Consider the following 14,440-nt stretch of genomic DNA (forward strand, 5'->3'; position numbering starts at 1 on the left):
CGCATTCCGGGAGCGGGATACGCTGGGTCTCGCCCCACACCCAGTGACGGACCGTCCTCGATGAATGGAGACCCGATGCGCGGAAAGGCCATCTTCGTGGTGGGTCTTGCCACCGGATACGTGCTCGGCACGCGAGCAGGCCGCAGGCGCTACGAGCAGATCAAGAGCGGTGCCCAGAAGGTGTGGAACACCCCCGTCGTGCAGAAGGGCGTCGGCGTCGCCGAGGAGTTCGCCTCCGCGCGGGTCGACCAGCTGAAGGACATCGCCGGCGACGCAGCCAAGAAGGCGCTCGGATCGCTGCTCGGCAAGCAGCCCTACACCGAGCCGACGCAGTCGACCTCGCGGTCCTCGGCCTCGAGAGCAGCCGGTGCTACGGCGAGCGGCTCGAAGGCGACCACCTCGAAGTCGAGCGGCTCGAAGGCGTCCACCTCGAAGAGCACGTCGACCTCGTCGCGGTCGAAGGCCGCACCCGCCGGCGGGGACACTCCGCCGGTCGAGCCGCTGGCTCCGTCCACCGACATCTGAGCCGGCGCAGACGCGGCCGACCCGAGCATCCGAGACCGAACCTCCAAAGGAGCGGAACCGTGACCGAAGAACGCGACCGACGAGCCCGACGATCGCTCGGGTCCCTCATCGCCGACGTCCCCACGCTGATCGTCAAGCTCCTCAAGGACGAGCTCGAGAACATCAAGCGCGAGCTGACCAAGCGCCTCGCGAGCCTCGGCATCGGGATCGGACTGCTCGTCTTCGCGGGCCTGCTCGCCTTCTTCCTGCTCGCGGTCCTCATCGCCGCGGCGGTGCTCGGCCTGTCGACGGTGTTCGCGCCCTGGCTGGCGGCTCTGCTGACCGCCGCGGGCCTGCTGATCATCATCATCGTGCTCGCCCTCGTCGGGCTCGCCTCGGTGAAGAAGGGGATGCCGCCCGTGCCCAAGGAGGCAGTCGACAGCCTCAAGAAGGACGTCAACGTGGTGAAGGGACTCGGCCAGTCATGAGCGACGACAAGAGGGTGTCCACGACCCAGTCGGGCGAGCAGCCCGCGGAGCCCAAGCGCAGCCAGGCCGAGCTGCACGCCGACATCGAGCGCACGCGCGCCGAGCTGCGCGCCACCCTCGACGCGATCGAGTTCCGACTCAACGTGCCCAAGCAGGTGCGCCACGCGGTGCACCGCACGAAGGTGCGTGTGCGGGCGGCGTGGGAGCGGAACCCGGCCCTGGTCGCCGGAGTCGCCACCGGCACCGCGACCGCCGCAGCGGCTCTCATCTTCGTCGGGTACCGTGTCGTGAGGAAGTGAGCCGCCGCGCCCGAGGCGCCGCAGCTCACGGATGCACGCTCTGCGTGCGCAGCATGGAATCGGATTGAGGACGATGACTGACCCGACGGTCGACCCGACCACCACGTATGCCGAACCGCACACCGCCCGAGACGTCGAGGACTCCGAGGAGATCCCCGCCGCCGGGTACACCCTGTGGGCGGTGTTCCGCAGGAACCCCGCCTCCCCGCTCTACCTCGACGGGTCGGAGATCCCGGATGCCGTCGCCGAGCTCGACGACGCGATCCTGACCGTCGAGGCCGAGGACGTGTTCGTCCGAGGCCTGTACGACGTCTCGGGTCTGCGATCCGACGCCGACGTCATGGTGTGGGTCCACGGCGGGGTGCCGGAGACGCTCCAGTGGGCGCTGCGTCAGCTGCGCCGCACGCGCCTCTTCCGCGACCTGCTACCCACCTGGAACGCGATGGGCGTGCACCGCGACGCCGAGTTCTCGAGCTCGCACGTACCGGCCTTCATGCGCGGCAAGGAGCCGCTCGGCTGGCTGACGGTGTACCCGTTCGTGCGCTCGTACGAGTGGTACATCCTCCCCGAGGAGGACCGCCGCCGCATGCTCGCCGATCACGGCCGCAAGGGCTCCGCCTACCGGAGCGTGCTCACCAACACGGTCGCGTCGTTCGCGCTCGGCGACTACGAGTGGATCCTGCCGCTCGAGAGCGACGAGCTGCTCGACCTCGTCGACCTCATGCGCGACCTCCGCAACACCGAGGCCCGCCTGCACGTGCGCGAGGAGGTCCCGTTCTACACGGGCCGCCGCATCTCGACCGCCGAGCTGCCCGAGGTGCTCCAGTGAGCGAGGCCACCACCGGTGCGGTGAACGTCGGTCAGCAGCGCGTCCGCAACGCGAGCCCCGCCGCCGCGGACGGGCCCGAGCACGTCAGCGAGCCCACCGCGTACGACGCCATCCTCCTCGCCTCCTTCGGCGGCCCGGAGGGTCAGGAGGACGTGATCCCGTTCCTCCGCAACGTCACGCGCGGACGCGGCATCCCCGACGAGCGACTCGAGGAGGTCGCGCACCACTACCGCCACTTCGGCGGGGTGAGCCCGATCAACGCCCAGAACCGCGAGCTCAAGGCCGCTCTCGAGGCCGAGCTCGCCGACCGGGGCATCGACCTCCCCGTCATCTGGGGCAACCGCAACTGGGATCCCTATCTCGCGGATGCCCTGCGCGACGCCCACGCCGACGGGCACCGCACCCTCATCGCGATCGCGACGAGCGCCTACAGCTCGTACTCGAGCTGCCGCCAGTACCGCGAGGACTTCGCCGCCGCCCTCGCCGAGACGGGCCTGGAGGGCGAGCTCGTCATCGACAAGGTGCGTCAGTTCTTCGATCACCCCGGGTTCGTCGCCCCGTTCATCGACGGCCTCGAGGCGGGCCTGGCGGAGGTGACCACGGCGAACCCGGAGATCGACCTCACCACCGAGGTGGAGGTGCTGTTCACCACGCACTCCATCCCGACGGCGGATGCGGGGAAGTCCGGTCCGGCGTCGCGCGGCTTCGGGGAGGGCGGCGCCTACGAGGCGCAGCACCGGGCGGTGGCCGAGGTGGTCATGGCCGCCGTCGACTCCGCGGAGGGCGTGCCCTGGCAGCTCGTGTTCCAGTCCCGGTCGGGCCCGCCCTCGCAGCCGTGGCTCGAGCCCGACATCAACGACGTCATCGCCTCCGCCCCCGAGCGGGGCATCAAGGCCGTCGTCATCGTGCCCATCGGCTTCGTCTCCGACCACATGGAGGTGATGTGGGACCTCGACAACGAGGCGATGGAGTCCTGCCGTGAGGCCGGGATCCACGGTGTGCGGGTCCCGACCCCCGGGGTCGACCCGGCGTACGTGTCCGGTCTCGTCGACCTCGTGATCGAGCGGATCGTCGGCACCCCCGGTTCCGCCCGTCCGGCGACCACCGAGCTCGGTCCCTGGTACGACGTCTGCCGGCCCGGCTGCTGCGAGAACGCCCGCCTGGGCTTCCGGCCGGCGCTCGCGGGCCTCGCTCCGTGACGTAAGCTCGACGCATCGCTATGACACCCCTTCGCATCGCAACCAGAGGCAGTGCCCTCGCCCGAGCGCAGACGGAGGCCGTCGCCGCCTCGATCGTCGAGGCGTCGGGCCTCGAGGTCGAGATCGTCGTGATCCAGTCCGAGGGAGACCGGATCAAGGACTCGCTGTCCTCGCTCGGGGGGACGGGCGTGTTCGCCAGCGCCCTGCGCGAGGCGCTGCTGGCCGACGAGTGCGACGTGGTCGTGCACTCCCTCAAGGACCTGCCCACCCAGCCGTACCCTGGGCTGCGCATCGGCGCCGTGCCCATCCGCGAGGATCCGCGTGACGCGCTGTGCGCCCGAGACGGCCTCTCGCTCGACGAGCTGCCGCCCGGTGCCAGGGTCGGGACGGGTTCGCCGCGGCGGATCGCGCAGCTGAGGGCCGTCCGGCCCGACCTCGAGATCGTCGACATCCGGGGCAACATCGACACCAGGCTGGGTCGGGTCGAGTCGGGAGACCTCGACGCGGTCGTCCTGGCTGCCGCCGGGCTGTCCCGTCTCGGTAGGCTGGATTCGGCATCCGACCTCTTCCCGCTCGACCTCTGGCCGACGGCCCCCGGTCAGGGTGCGCTCGCGATCGAGATCCGAGAGGGTGACAGCATTCCCGAGCTGCTGAGCATCGAGCATCCGCCCACGCGCACGGCGGTCTTCGCCGAGCGCGCGGTGCTGGCCGCCCTCGAGGCGGGCTGCGCGGCTCCCGTCGGCGCCACCGCCGTCGTCGATGACGACGAGCTGCTGCTGGCGGCCACCGTCTACGCGCCGTCCGGAGCCGAGGAGATCGGCTGCTCGCGCTCGGCTCAGCTGCTCGGCGATGATGCGCTCGTCGCGTCGCTCCTCGGTCAGGCCGTCGCCCAGCAGCTGCTCGAGGACGGAGCGGGCGAGATCGCGCCCATCGGCGTGCCCGCGCCGACCGACTCGGCGCCCTCCGACGGCGTGTGGCCGGGGGACCGGCCGTGACCGCCGCCTGGTCGGGGCGACCGCTCGGCGGTTGGCGCGTCCTGGTGCCGCGGGGCGGGCCGTGGGGTCACGGCGTGGCCGCCGACCTGCGCGCCGTGGGCGCCTCGCCCATCGTCGCGCCCATGATCAACTTCGCGCCGGCCGACGACGCCGCCGCCCTCGAGGATGCGCTGCGCCGACTCGCCGACGGCGCATTCGACTGGCTGACCCTCACCAGCGCCACGACGGTCGACGTGCTGATCTCGCAGCAGGCCGTGGTGCCCAGCTCCACCCACGTCGCCGCGGTGGGCGAGACGACGGCCGCGGCCCTCATGGCGGCCGGCTACAAGGTCGACCTGGTCCCCTCCGAGGACAACTCGGCGGCGGGCCTTCTGCGCGAGCTCAAGCGCTTCGAGCAGTTCGGGCCGGAGCTGCGCGTGCTGACGCTGCGCAGCGACATCGCCAAGCCCGTGCTCACCGAGGGGCTCATCGCCCGCGGGCACACGGTCGACTCGGTGGTGGCCTATCGCACGGTCGGCGTGCCCGTCGATCCGCAGATCCGGGCCGACGTGGCGTCCGGCTCGATCGACGCGATCTTCGTCACCTCGGGCTCGGTGGCCGAGCAGGTGCAGGAGCAGCTCGGGCCGGTGCCCGAGTCGACGCTCGTGGCCGCCATCGGACCGCGCACGGCGGAGGACGCCCGCGGCTACGGTCTCCGCGTCGACCTCATCGCGAAGGGCCGCTCGGCCGAGTCGCTCATCAACGCCGTCATCGAGGTCGCCAACGCGCGCCGCGCCGACGGATCCGACGGCTCCGACGGCGAGTACTGACCGTCTACTGCGTGGTGGTGTGCTCGATGCTCATGACGAGCACCACGCGGTCGGCCTTGTCGGGCGGCGGGGTCTGGCTGGGGTTGCCGTAGCGCTTGCCGAGCACCACGTAGAACGCGCCCTCGGGGTCGGGCTCGACCTCGATGAGCCGGCCGCGCACCTCCAGGTAGTGGAACGGGTTCTCCGGGTCGATGACGGAGAGCGACATCGACGGATTGTGCTGCAGGTTGCGGAACTTCGCGCGCTTCGTGGTGTGCGTGAACCGGAGGGTCTCGCCGTCGTAGAGGAACCACATCGGGTTGACCTGCACGGTGTCGTCGGGGCGGATGGTGCCCAGGTGGCCGTAGTTCGGCTCCTCCAGCAGGCGGACCAGGTCGGCGGGGATCTCGGTCGTCATGGTCCCAGCTTACGGCGATGTGACGATCAGAGGATCGTCCAGGTGGTCCATCCGATCGTCCTCGGGCGGTCGCGACGGGGCGGCGTAACGTCGAACGTGCGCTCACGACGTTCGACGACGAACCGGGACCCCCGAATCGTGCGGAGAGGTCACCCCGAGCGCGAGACACGCACACCGTGAACACCCACCCGGCCACGTCGGCCGGGAGGTCGAAGAGGACAAGGAACACGGATGATCAGACACACAGCACGCGCGCCCTGGCGCGCCGCCACCGCTGCGGGCATCGCCGCGGTCGCCCTCGTCGCACTCAGCGCCTGCACCTCGGGCATGGAGTCGAGCGGCTCGGGCTCTACCCCGGCCGCAGGGGGCACGAACGACGGGCCGCTCACGATCGCGCTGCTGCAGAAGCAGGGCGACCAGCAGTACTTCATCGACGAGGCGAACGGCGCCAAGCAGGCCGCCGAGGCCGCCGGTGACGTGACCGTCAACGTCGTCGACCTCGGCACCGACTCGAACAAGGCCATCTCCGAGGTCGAGGCGGCCATCGCCCAGCAGGTCGACGGCATCATCATCGTCGTCCCGGACCAGCAGATCGGCCCGCAGGTGATCCAGCTCGCGAACGACGCCGGCATCCCGATCATGGCCGCCGACGACACCATCGAGGACGGCGCGGGCAACGCGGCGCCCTTCGCCGGCTTCGACGGCACCTCGATGGGCGAGCAGGTGGGCGCTGAGGCGGCGAGCCTCTACCAGAAGGCCGGATGGACGGCGGCCGACACCCGCATCCTCTCCGCCTACAAGGAGGACCTCTCGGTCTGCCAGCAGCGCGTCGACGGCGCGGCGAGCGCCTTCAGCAAGGCCGTCGCCGACGGACCCGAGGTCATCAAGGTCGGCACCGACAACTCGGCGACCGACGCTCAGGACAAGGCCGGCGCGGTCATCACCGCCAACTCGGGCGTGAAGCACTGGATCGTCTGGGGCTGCAACGACGAGAACGAGACCGGCGTCGTGACGGCGCTGCAGAACTCGGGTGTCGCTCCCGCCGACATCATCGGCGTGGGCCTGGGCGCCTACCTCACCTGCAAGGACTGGAAGGCCGGGCAGGACACGGGCAACAAGGCCGCCCTGTTCATCTCGGGCGTCGAGGTGGGCAAGTCCGCCGTCGACTCGATGGTCGCCCTCCTCCGCGACGGCACCGCGCTGCCGCCCCAGTCCATCGCGAACACCGAGATCGTCGACGCGAGCAACTGGGAGTCCAAGGGCGTCGTCTGCACCTGATCGCCTGACCCACCGCTGACCCGGGCGGGTCGGGAGCGGCGCCTCCGCTCCCGACCCTCCCCGGTCGACCGACCATCCCATCCGACGACGAGGACGGACCACATGACCGACGACGTGATCGCGCTCCGCGCATCCGGCATCACCAAGAGCTTCGGGCCGGTGCGCGCCCTGCGCGGGGTCGACCTCGAGCTGCGGGCGGGCGAGGTCACCGCGCTCATGGGCGAGAACGGCGCCGGGAAGTCGACGCTGCTCAAGATCCTCAACGGCGACTACCGCGCCGATGGCGGCGAGCTGCTCATCGACGGGCAGCCGGTCTCCTTCTCCGACCCCGCCGATGCGCGCGCCGCGGGCCTCCGCGTCATCGCGCAGGAGCCCGAGATCATCGGGGCCGTCTCCGTCGCCGAGAACGTCTTCGTGGGAGACCTCGGCCGCTTCGCCTACAACCGCCGCGCGCTGCTCAAGCGCACCCGCGACGAGCTCACGCGCTGGGGCTTCGACCGCGTCATCCGCGCGGATGCGCTGGGCTCCGAGCTGTCGCCGGCCCAGCGTCAGATCGTCGAGATCATGCGGGCCGTGGTCAGCCGCCCGCGGATCATGTGCTTCGACGAGCCGACGTCGTCGCTCGGCGACGACGAGGTGGGGCTGCTCTTCGCCCTCATCCGTCAGCTGCAGGCCGAGGGCATCGCCATCGCCTACGTCTCGCACCGCATGCAGGAGATCTTCCAGCTCGCCGATCGCATCACCGTGCTCCGGGACGGGGCGTTCGTCGGCACGAAGCCCGTGGCCGAGACCAGCCACGACGAGCTGGTGCGGATGATGGTGGGCCGTGACCTCAGCCAGTTCTTCCACCGTGACCCGGCTCCGCTCGGCGACACCGTCCTCGAGTTGAGGGGCGTGACGAACCCGTTCGTCTCGGGCGTCGACCTCACGGTGCGCGCGGGCGAGGTCGTCGGCATCGCGGGCCTCGTGGGCGCCGGGCGCAGCGAGCTCATGAAGACGATCGCCGGCGACTACCCCGTGACCAGCGGCGAGATCCGGATCTCGGGGAGCGTCAAGCGCATCCGTCAGCCTTCCGACAGCATCCGCGCCGGAGTGGGCTTCGCACCCGAGGAGCGCAAGGCCGAGGCGCTGCTGCTGCAGCGGTCGGTCCGCGACAACGCCGCGCTCGTCGTGCTGAAGTCGCTCTCGAGCTGGATCTTCGTGCGGAACCGCGCGGAGCGGGCGCTCGCCCAGGACTACATCACGCGGCTCCGGATCCGCACGCCCTCGACCGAGACGCTGGTCGGCAACCTGTCGGGCGGCAACCAGCAGAAGGTGGTGCTCGCCCGCTGGCTCGCGACGAAGCCGAAGCTCCTCCTCCTCGACGAGCCCACCCGCGGGATCGACGTGGGGGCGAAGTCGGAGATCTACGGCATCATCGACGAGCTCGCCCACGCCGGCGTGGCCGTCGTGGTGGTCTCGAGCGAGCTCCCCGAGGTGCTCGGCGTCTCCGACCGCATCTACACGATGGCCCACGGCCGCATCACCGGCGAGCTGCCCCGGTCGGAGGCGACGGAGGAGCGGATCCTCGCGCTCGCCATGGACGAGGAGGCGGCCGCATGAGCACCGGCGCGCGCACCACAGACGACAGCACCAGCATCCATCCCCGAGAGGACACCCCCGTGACGACGACCGAGAAGGCCCCCGCGGTGCAGCCGCAGGCCGAGCCAGAGCGGATCTCCGGCCTCCGCCGGGTCATCAGCGCGATCGGCGTGCAGAACATCTCGCTGATCATCGCGATCGCGATCGTGGTGGCGATCATCGGCATCCAGAACCCGCTGTTCTTCACCGTGCCGAACCTCAAGGTGATCGGCACCGCCATCGCGATCGTCGGACTGCTCGCGGTCGTGCAGACGATCGTCATCATCCTCGGCGCGCTGGACATCTCGGTGGGGTCGGTCGCCGGTCTCACGAGCGTGGCGTCCGCGATGATCTTCACTTCGACCAGCTCGGCCGCGCTGGGGGTGCTCGGCGCCGTGATCATCGGCCTGGTCTGCGGTCTCATCAACGGCTGCATCATCGTGTTCGGCCGGGTGAACCCGGTGATCGCGACCCTGGCCACCCTGGCCGCGTTCAAGGGCGTCGCGCAGCTGATCTCCGACGGTCGAGCCCAGGGCTACACCGGCGCCGACCCGTTCTTCGTCTTCCTCGCCCGCGGCACGCTCCTCGGCATCCCGGTGCTGATCTGGGTGCTCATCGTGGTGGCGGTGCTGGCGCACGTGGTGCTCCGGTACACCTCGATCGGCCGCAACATCTACGCGGTGGGCGGCAACAACATCGCCTCCCGCCTCGGCGGCATCAACATCAACCGGTACATCATCGGCGTCTACATGGTCACCGGCGCGGTCGCCGCGATCGCGGGTATCCTGATCACCGCGAGGACCGGATCCGGCCAGCCGATCTCGGGATCGGAGGGCCTCGAGCTGCAGGCCATCACGGCGGCGGCGCTCGGCGGCGCAGCGCTCAAGGGCGGCAAGGGCGCCATCGCGGGGACCATCCTCGCGGTGATCCTGCTCGGCGTGCTCACCAACGGCATGACGCTCCTCGGCGTCAACACGTTCTGGCAGAACGTCGCCCAGGGAGCACTGCTCGTCGCGGCGGTCGTCATCCAGCAGCTGCGCTCGGGCGAGCGCCGCATCGGCATCCCCGGCTGATCGGACGAGGACGATGTCACATCGCATCCGAGTGCGCGCACCCGGATCAGCCCTTGTGCTGCGCCCGGTAGGTCGACGGGTTCACCCCGTGGATGCGCCGGAAGTGCCGCGAGAAGTACAGCGGATCGGAGTAGCCGACCGCGGCCGCCACGTCGGCCACGGGCAGCGACGTCGTGTCGAGGAGGGTCCGTGCGCGGCCCATCTTGAGCGCCGTGTGGAAGGCCCCCGGGCCACCGCCCGTCGCCTCCCGGAAGAGCGCGCTGAGGTGCGAGGGCGAGAGCCCCACGATCGCCGCGAGCTCGGGCACCGGGATGGTGCTCTCCACCCGCGACTCCAGGTAGCGCATGGCGCGTTCGAGGGGGGAGCCGGAGGCGGGCAGCACGCTGTCGACGGTGATCCGCGTGAGCAGGTTCCAGGCGATCCCCGACGCGGCCAGCAGATGGATGGGGGACAGGCGCCCCTCGAGCGTGGTCACCAGCTCGTCGAAGAGCGCCGCGACCCGGTCGATCGTGCGGAGCCGGGTGAGCGAGCCCTCGGCGGCGAGCATCCCGCCCACCAGGTCGGGGACGTCGGCGCCGCGGATGTGCATCCACCAGATCGTCCAGGGGTCGTCCTCCGACGCCGAGTAGTCGTGAGGGGTGAAGGGCGGGATGACGGCGCACGTGCCCGGTGTGACGAGCGTCGTGCGACCGTCGATCGTGACCTCGCCGCTGCCCGACACGCAGAGCAGCACGATGGTCTCCGCCGTGCCGTTCTTCCGCCGGCGGCGGTGCCTGTCGGCCGTGGGGAAGTACCCGGCGTCCGTCACCAGGAGCTGGCGGGTCCCCGCCCGGCCGGAGGCGGCATCGACCTGCGGGCGCGGCACCACGCAGAGCCGCTGGTTGCGGAAGCCCTCCTTGCGATAGTGCGGAGTGGCCTCAGCCATCGTCGATTCGTTCATGCGCTGCCTCGCAGCTCACCCTATCCGCGACCCGCCCACGTTCACGACCCGTCCATCCCAGGAGGCCGACGATGACCGCTGATCCCACGATCGCGGTGCCCGAGCTCGCGCAGCTCACACTGCCCGACGTGCCGGAGGAGCTGAGGGCCGACCTCGAGGCCGGCCGACCGGTCGCCTGGAGCGAGCCGCTCACCATCCGCACCTACGAGGCGGAGACCCCGAGCGAGTATCCGATGTACCTCGACCAGCGCGTGTACCAGGGCTCGAGCGGGCGGGTGTACCCGCTGCCGTTCACCGAGCGCATCGCCGACGAGGCCCACGACCGCCAGTGGCAGGCGATCCACCTCGAGAACCGGTACGTCCGGCTCGTGGTGCTGCCGGAGCTCGGCGGTCGGATCCACATCGGGTACGACAAGACCACCGGGTACGACTTCTTCTACCGCAACAACGTGATCAAGCCGGCGCTGGTGGGACTGGCCGGGCCGTGGATCAGCGGCGGCGTGGAGTTCAACTGGCCCCAGCACCACCGGCCCGCCACCTACCTGCCCGTCGAGACGGCCCTCGAGCGCGGCGACGACGGCTCGATGACCGTCTGGTGCGCCGACCACGACCCGTTCACCCGGATGGCCGCCCACCACGGTGTGCGGCTGCGGCCCGACAGCACCGTGGTCGAGCTTGCGGTACGCCTGCACAACCGCACCAGCGAGCGGCAGACGTTCCTGTGGTGGGCGAACGTCGCCGCGCGCGTGCACGACGACTACCAGTCCTTCTTCCCCGAGGACGTGCGGTACGTCGCCGACCACGCGCGGCGTGCGATCACGGCGTTCCCCGCCGCCGATCGCCCCTACTACGGGGTCGACTACCCGGCGCTGGCCGAGGCGCATCCGGGAGCCGACCGCATCGACTGGTACCGCAACATCCCGGTGCCGACCTCGTACATGATCGTCGACTCGCAGCAGGACTTCTTCGGCGGATACGACCACGCCGCGGGGGCCGGCTTCGTGCACTGGGCCGAGCGGCGCCTCTCCCCGGGCAAGAAGCAGTGGACCTGGGGCGACGCACCCTTCGGGCACGCCTGGGATGCGCAGCTCACCGACGGCGACGGACCCTACGTCGAGCTCATGGCCGGCGTCTACACCGACAACCAGCCCGACTTCTCCTGGCTGCTGCCGGGCGAGACGAAGGTGTTCACCCAGCACTGGTTCCCGATCCCCGCCATCGGGCCCGCCCGCCAGGCCACCCCGGACGCGGCCGTCGGGATCACGACGGGCGCGGGGGTCGAGGCGCTCTTCGCGGTCACCTCGCCCCAGCCCGACGCCGTGGTGCGGATCCTGCGCGGTGGCGAGGTCGTGGAGTCGCGGACCGTCGCGATGGTGCCCGGCGTGCCGGTGTCGGTCACGGCTCCCACGCTGTCGGGCGACGACCCCGAGGTCGCCGCCGAGCTCGTCGACGCGTCCGGGCATCTCCTCGTGCGCTGGGCCCCGACGCGGACCACGGACGAGGAGCCCTGGGTGGCCACCGAGCCGCCCGCGCCCGAAGAGATCGCGAGCGTCGAGGAGCTGTACCTCACGGGACTGCACCTCGAGCAGTTCCGCCACCCGACGCGGTCGCCCCTGGCGTACTGGGAGGAGGCGCTCCGGCGCGACCCCGGTGACGTGCGGACGAACCTCGCGCTCGCGAGCCGCGAGCACCGCGCGGGCTCGTACGCGGCGGCGCTGGCCCGCGTGGAGCTCGCGCTGGACCGGCTCACGCGACGGAACGCGAACCCGGCGGACGCCGAGGCCTACTACCTCGCCGGGCTCATCCTGACCCGGCTGGGTCGGGACGAGGAGGCGGAACGCCACCTCGGGAAGGCCGGGTGGGACGGCACGTGGGCCGCGGCCGCGGGCTACGAGCTCGCCGCCTCGCTCTCCCGGCGCGGCCGTCTGCGCGCCGCCCTGCGCGTGCTCGACACCCTCGACGGCGTCGTGGGGCACGACAGCCGACGCGCGGTCCTCCGTGCTGTGCTGCTGCGACGCAGCGATCGGACGGCCGAGGCGGACGCCCTGCTCCGGGCGGAGCTCGTCGCCGAGCCGCTGAACGTCGCGGTGCGCGTGCTCCTCGGGCAGCCGGTCGCGGAGGACGCCGGTCTGCTGCTCGACGTCGCTCTCGAGCTCCGCGCCTGCGGTGCGGATGACGCGCTCCACCTGTTCCTGCGCGCCGCGGCGGCGGCTCCGACCGACGCCGGCAACCTCGGACCGGTCGCCCACTACCTCGCCGCCCAGCTGCTCGACCGCCGAGGTGACTCCGACGGGGCGGCACGGGAACGGGCGGCCGCCCGCGCATCCGATCTCACCCGGGCCTTCCCGTCCGGCCTCGACGCGCACGACGCACTGGTGGCCGCACTCGAGGTCGACGAGGGCGACGCGGTCGCGCACTTCCTGCTCGGCATGCTGCTCTATTCGAGCGGCCGCCGGGCCGACGCGCAGCACCACTGGGAGGCCGCGCTCGAGCTCGGCCTCCGCGATCCCGTGCTGCTCCGCAACGCGGCGCTCGCGGCCTACGCCGTCGCCCACGACGACGGGACGGCCTGGCGGCGCTACGAGGAGGCGCGTGCGCTGGCACCCGCCGACGCCCGGCTGCTCTACGAGCAGGATCAGCTCGCCGCCCGGCTGGGACAGAGCCCGGCCGAGCGTCTCGCCCGGCTCGAGCCCCTGGCCGAGGTGGTCCTGCGGCGCGACGATCTCACGATCGAGTACCTCGGGCTGCTGATCGCCGAGGGGCGTGCCGCGGAGGCCCTGGAGATCCTGCTGTCGCGACCCTTCCATCCCTGGGAGGGCGGCGAGGGGCGTGCGCTGGCCACCTGGGACGCGGCCCGCGAGGCGCTCGGTCTGCCGCTCGCCGATCCACCCGCCTCCCTCGGCGAGGCCCGGCCGCGGTACACCGCGCCGGCGCCGGTGCGCGACGACGGGACGACGGACTACTTCGCCACCAGCCTGCCCGAGCTGCTCCTGTTCACCCGGGAGTCGGCGGGCGACGGGGTGTGACCGCCGCGGAGGCGGGCGCGGCGTCGGTGCCGGCGTCGGGGGTGCCGGCGTCCGCGGTTCCAGCGTCCGGGGTGCAGTACGAGGTCTCGGGCGGCGGGTACGAGGCCGTGCTCGGAAGCGTCGGAGCGACGCTCCGGTCCGTGTCGTTCCACGGGCGTCCGCTCCTCGCCTCGTTCGAGGCCGACGAGGTGCGGCCGGGGATGAGGGGCGCGCTCCTCGCGCCGTGGCCGAACCGCCTCGCCGACGGCCGCTACGAGTTCGACGGGGTCGAGCACCAGCTCACGCTGTCCGACCCCGTGACCGCCACAGCGCTGCACGGTCTGGCCGCCTGGACCGACTTCTCCTGCGTGCGCTGGGGATCGGGTGGCGTCGCGCTCCGCGGGCGCATCGAGCCCCAGACGGGATACCCGTGGCGCCTCCGCCTCGACGTGGAGGTCTCCGTCTCGGCGGGCGGGATGCGCCAGCGGATCACGGCGACCAACGAGTCCACGCGGCGCGCTCCGATCGGGCTGGGCGTGCATCCGTACCTCGTGGTGGGCGCGGGGGCGGATGCGGGTGCGGCGTCGGCGGAGGGCGACGTGGACGGGTGGCGCCTCAGCATGCCCGCCACCGACGTGATGCTCGTCTCCGAGGACCGGATGCTGCCCCTCGGGGTCGTCGACCTCGCCGAGCGCCCGGACCTCGACTTCACCGCGGAGCGGGAGATCGGCGACGCCGCGCTGAACCACGCGTACGCGGGGGCGGCCGGGGCGAGGCTGACGGATGCGCGGGGTCACGGCGTGGAGATGGGATGGGATGAGGGCTGCGCCTGGGTCCAGCTCTACAGCGACGACCTCGACGAGCCCGGCCGACGGCGGTCGGCGTTGGCCGTCGAGCCCATGACCTGCCCGCCCGACGCCTTCAGCTCGGGGATCGACCTCCGCGTCCTCGCGCCGGGGGAGTCGACCTCCCTGGAGTGGTGGCTCCGTGCCGTCTCGTGAGGC

Annotated in this window: 14 protein-coding genes; 12 read left to right on the top strand and 2 right to left on the bottom strand. The window is 71.7% G+C overall.

Going from position 1 to position 14,440, the window contains the following annotated elements; translation table 11 throughout:
• Nucleotides 1–75 precede the first annotated feature (75 nt).
• From IEX69_RS13460 to IEX69_RS13490, 7 genes are all read left to right on the top strand, one after another.
• A complete protein-coding gene (locus IEX69_RS13460; protein WP_174604365.1) occupies nucleotides 76–525 on the top strand; it encodes a YtxH domain-containing protein in 450 nt (149 codons plus the stop codon).
• Between the two features lie 59 nt (nucleotides 526–584).
• Nucleotides 585–992, top strand: coding sequence for a phage holin family protein (locus tag IEX69_RS13465; RefSeq protein WP_085017833.1), 408 nt, complete (start codon nucleotides 585–587; stop codon nucleotides 990–992).
• Nucleotides 989–1,291 carry a DUF3618 domain-containing protein gene (locus IEX69_RS13470; RefSeq protein WP_085017834.1) on the top strand — a complete coding sequence of 101 codons (303 nt, stop codon included), beginning with the start codon at nucleotides 989–991 and terminating at the stop codon, nucleotides 1,289–1,291. The genes IEX69_RS13465 and IEX69_RS13470 overlap by 4 nt, the downstream gene beginning before the upstream one ends.
• A gap of 73 nt (nucleotides 1,292–1,364) precedes the next feature.
• A complete protein-coding gene (gene hemQ, locus IEX69_RS13475) occupies nucleotides 1,365–2,120 on the top strand; it encodes a hydrogen peroxide-dependent heme synthase (protein ID WP_085017835.1) in 756 nt (251 codons plus the stop codon).
• The gene (locus IEX69_RS13480; protein WP_085017836.1) at nucleotides 2,117–3,319 is read left to right on the top strand and encodes a ferrochelatase; all 1,203 of its coding nucleotides are present in this window, start codon (nucleotides 2,117–2,119) and stop codon (nucleotides 3,317–3,319) included. The genes hemQ and IEX69_RS13480 overlap by 4 nt, the downstream gene beginning before the upstream one ends.
• Nucleotides 3,320–3,339: 20 nt before the next feature.
• Nucleotides 3,340–4,314, top strand: a complete 975-nt coding sequence (gene hemC / locus IEX69_RS13485) for a hydroxymethylbilane synthase (protein ID WP_085017837.1) — start codon at nucleotides 3,340–3,342, stop codon at nucleotides 4,312–4,314.
• Nucleotides 4,311–5,123, top strand: a complete 813-nt coding sequence (locus IEX69_RS13490) for a uroporphyrinogen-III synthase (protein WP_085021260.1) — start codon at nucleotides 4,311–4,313, stop codon at nucleotides 5,121–5,123. Before hemC ends, IEX69_RS13490 begins: the two co-directional genes overlap by 4 nt.
• 4 nt (nucleotides 5,124–5,127) lie before the next feature.
• Here the strand turns inward: IEX69_RS13490 and IEX69_RS13495 are convergent, their stop codons facing one another.
• Nucleotides 5,128–5,520 carry a PPOX class F420-dependent oxidoreductase gene (locus IEX69_RS13495; RefSeq protein WP_085017838.1) on the bottom strand — a complete coding sequence of 131 codons (393 nt, stop codon included), beginning with the start codon at nucleotides 5,518–5,520 and terminating at the stop codon, nucleotides 5,128–5,130.
• A gap of 231 nt (nucleotides 5,521–5,751) precedes the next feature.
• Here IEX69_RS13495 and IEX69_RS13500 point away from each other — a divergent pair, with 231 nt between their 5' ends.
• The 3 genes from IEX69_RS13500 to IEX69_RS13510 all read left to right on the top strand — a co-directional run bounded on the left by IEX69_RS13500 (nucleotide 5,752) and on the right by IEX69_RS13510 (nucleotide 9,491).
• Nucleotides 5,752–6,798: a substrate-binding domain-containing protein gene (locus IEX69_RS13500; RefSeq protein ID WP_085017839.1), complete on the top strand. Its 1,047-nt coding sequence runs from the start codon at nucleotides 5,752–5,754 to the stop codon at nucleotides 6,796–6,798.
• Nucleotides 6,799–6,900: 102 nt separating this feature from the next.
• Nucleotides 6,901–8,400 (top strand): sugar ABC transporter ATP-binding protein, encoded by a 1,500-nt coding sequence (locus tag IEX69_RS13505; protein WP_085017840.1) that lies wholly within the window; start codon nucleotides 6,901–6,903, stop codon nucleotides 8,398–8,400.
• Nucleotides 8,397–9,491 (top strand): ABC transporter permease, encoded by a 1,095-nt coding sequence (locus tag IEX69_RS13510; RefSeq protein ID WP_085017841.1) that lies wholly within the window; start codon nucleotides 8,397–8,399, stop codon nucleotides 9,489–9,491. The genes IEX69_RS13505 and IEX69_RS13510 overlap by 4 nt, the downstream gene beginning before the upstream one ends.
• Before the next feature lie 46 nt (nucleotides 9,492–9,537).
• Here IEX69_RS13510 and IEX69_RS13515 read toward each other — a convergent pair whose 3' ends face one another.
• Complete coding sequence (locus IEX69_RS13515) at nucleotides 9,538–10,416, bottom strand: AraC family transcriptional regulator (protein WP_085021261.1); 879 nt, start codon at nucleotides 10,414–10,416, stop codon at nucleotides 9,538–9,540.
• Nucleotides 10,417–10,502: 86 nt separating this feature from the next.
• Here IEX69_RS13515 and IEX69_RS13520 point away from each other — a divergent pair, with 86 nt between their 5' ends.
• Nucleotides 10,503–13,457, top strand: coding sequence for a DUF5107 domain-containing protein (locus IEX69_RS13520; RefSeq protein ID WP_085017842.1), 2,955 nt, complete (start codon nucleotides 10,503–10,505; stop codon nucleotides 13,455–13,457).
• A complete protein-coding gene (locus IEX69_RS13525) occupies nucleotides 13,454–14,437 on the top strand; it encodes an aldose 1-epimerase family protein (protein WP_229756361.1) in 984 nt (327 codons plus the stop codon). The genes IEX69_RS13520 and IEX69_RS13525 overlap by 4 nt, the downstream gene beginning before the upstream one ends.
• Nucleotides 14,438–14,440: the final 3 nt, after the last annotated feature.

It is taken from the genome of Cnuibacter physcomitrellae (genome assembly GCF_014640535.1).
GTDB lineage: Bacteria > Actinomycetota > Actinomycetes > Actinomycetales > Microbacteriaceae > Cnuibacter > Cnuibacter physcomitrellae.

What these genes read in the sequence shown, in the direction of transcription:
- IEX69_RS13460 (WP_174604365.1), top strand. Translation starts at nt 76, where the DNA reads ATGCGCGGAAAGGCCATCTTCGTGGTGGGTCTTGCCACCGGATACGTG.
- IEX69_RS13470 (WP_085017834.1), top strand. Translation starts at nt 989, where the DNA reads ATGAGCGACGACAAGAGGGTGTCCACGACCCAGTCGGGCGAGCAGCCC.
- hemQ (WP_085017835.1), top strand. Translation starts at nt 1,365, where the DNA reads ATGACTGACCCGACGGTCGACCCGACCACCACGTATGCCGAACCGCAC.
- hemC (WP_085017837.1), top strand. Translation starts at nt 3,340, where the DNA reads ATGACACCCCTTCGCATCGCAACCAGAGGCAGTGCCCTCGCCCGAGCG.
- IEX69_RS13495 (WP_085017838.1), bottom strand. Translation starts at nt 5,520, where the DNA reads ATGACGACCGAGATCCCCGCCGACCTGGTCCGCCTGCTGGAGGAGCCG.
- IEX69_RS13500 (WP_085017839.1), top strand. Translation starts at nt 5,752, where the DNA reads ATGATCAGACACACAGCACGCGCGCCCTGGCGCGCCGCCACCGCTGCG.
- IEX69_RS13505 (WP_085017840.1), top strand. Translation starts at nt 6,901, where the DNA reads ATGACCGACGACGTGATCGCGCTCCGCGCATCCGGCATCACCAAGAGC.
- IEX69_RS13510 (WP_085017841.1), top strand. Translation starts at nt 8,397, where the DNA reads ATGAGCACCGGCGCGCGCACCACAGACGACAGCACCAGCATCCATCCC.
- IEX69_RS13515 (WP_085021261.1), bottom strand. Translation starts at nt 10,416, where the DNA reads ATGGCTGAGGCCACTCCGCACTATCGCAAGGAGGGCTTCCGCAACCAG.
- IEX69_RS13520 (WP_085017842.1), top strand. Translation starts at nt 10,503, where the DNA reads ATGACCGCTGATCCCACGATCGCGGTGCCCGAGCTCGCGCAGCTCACA.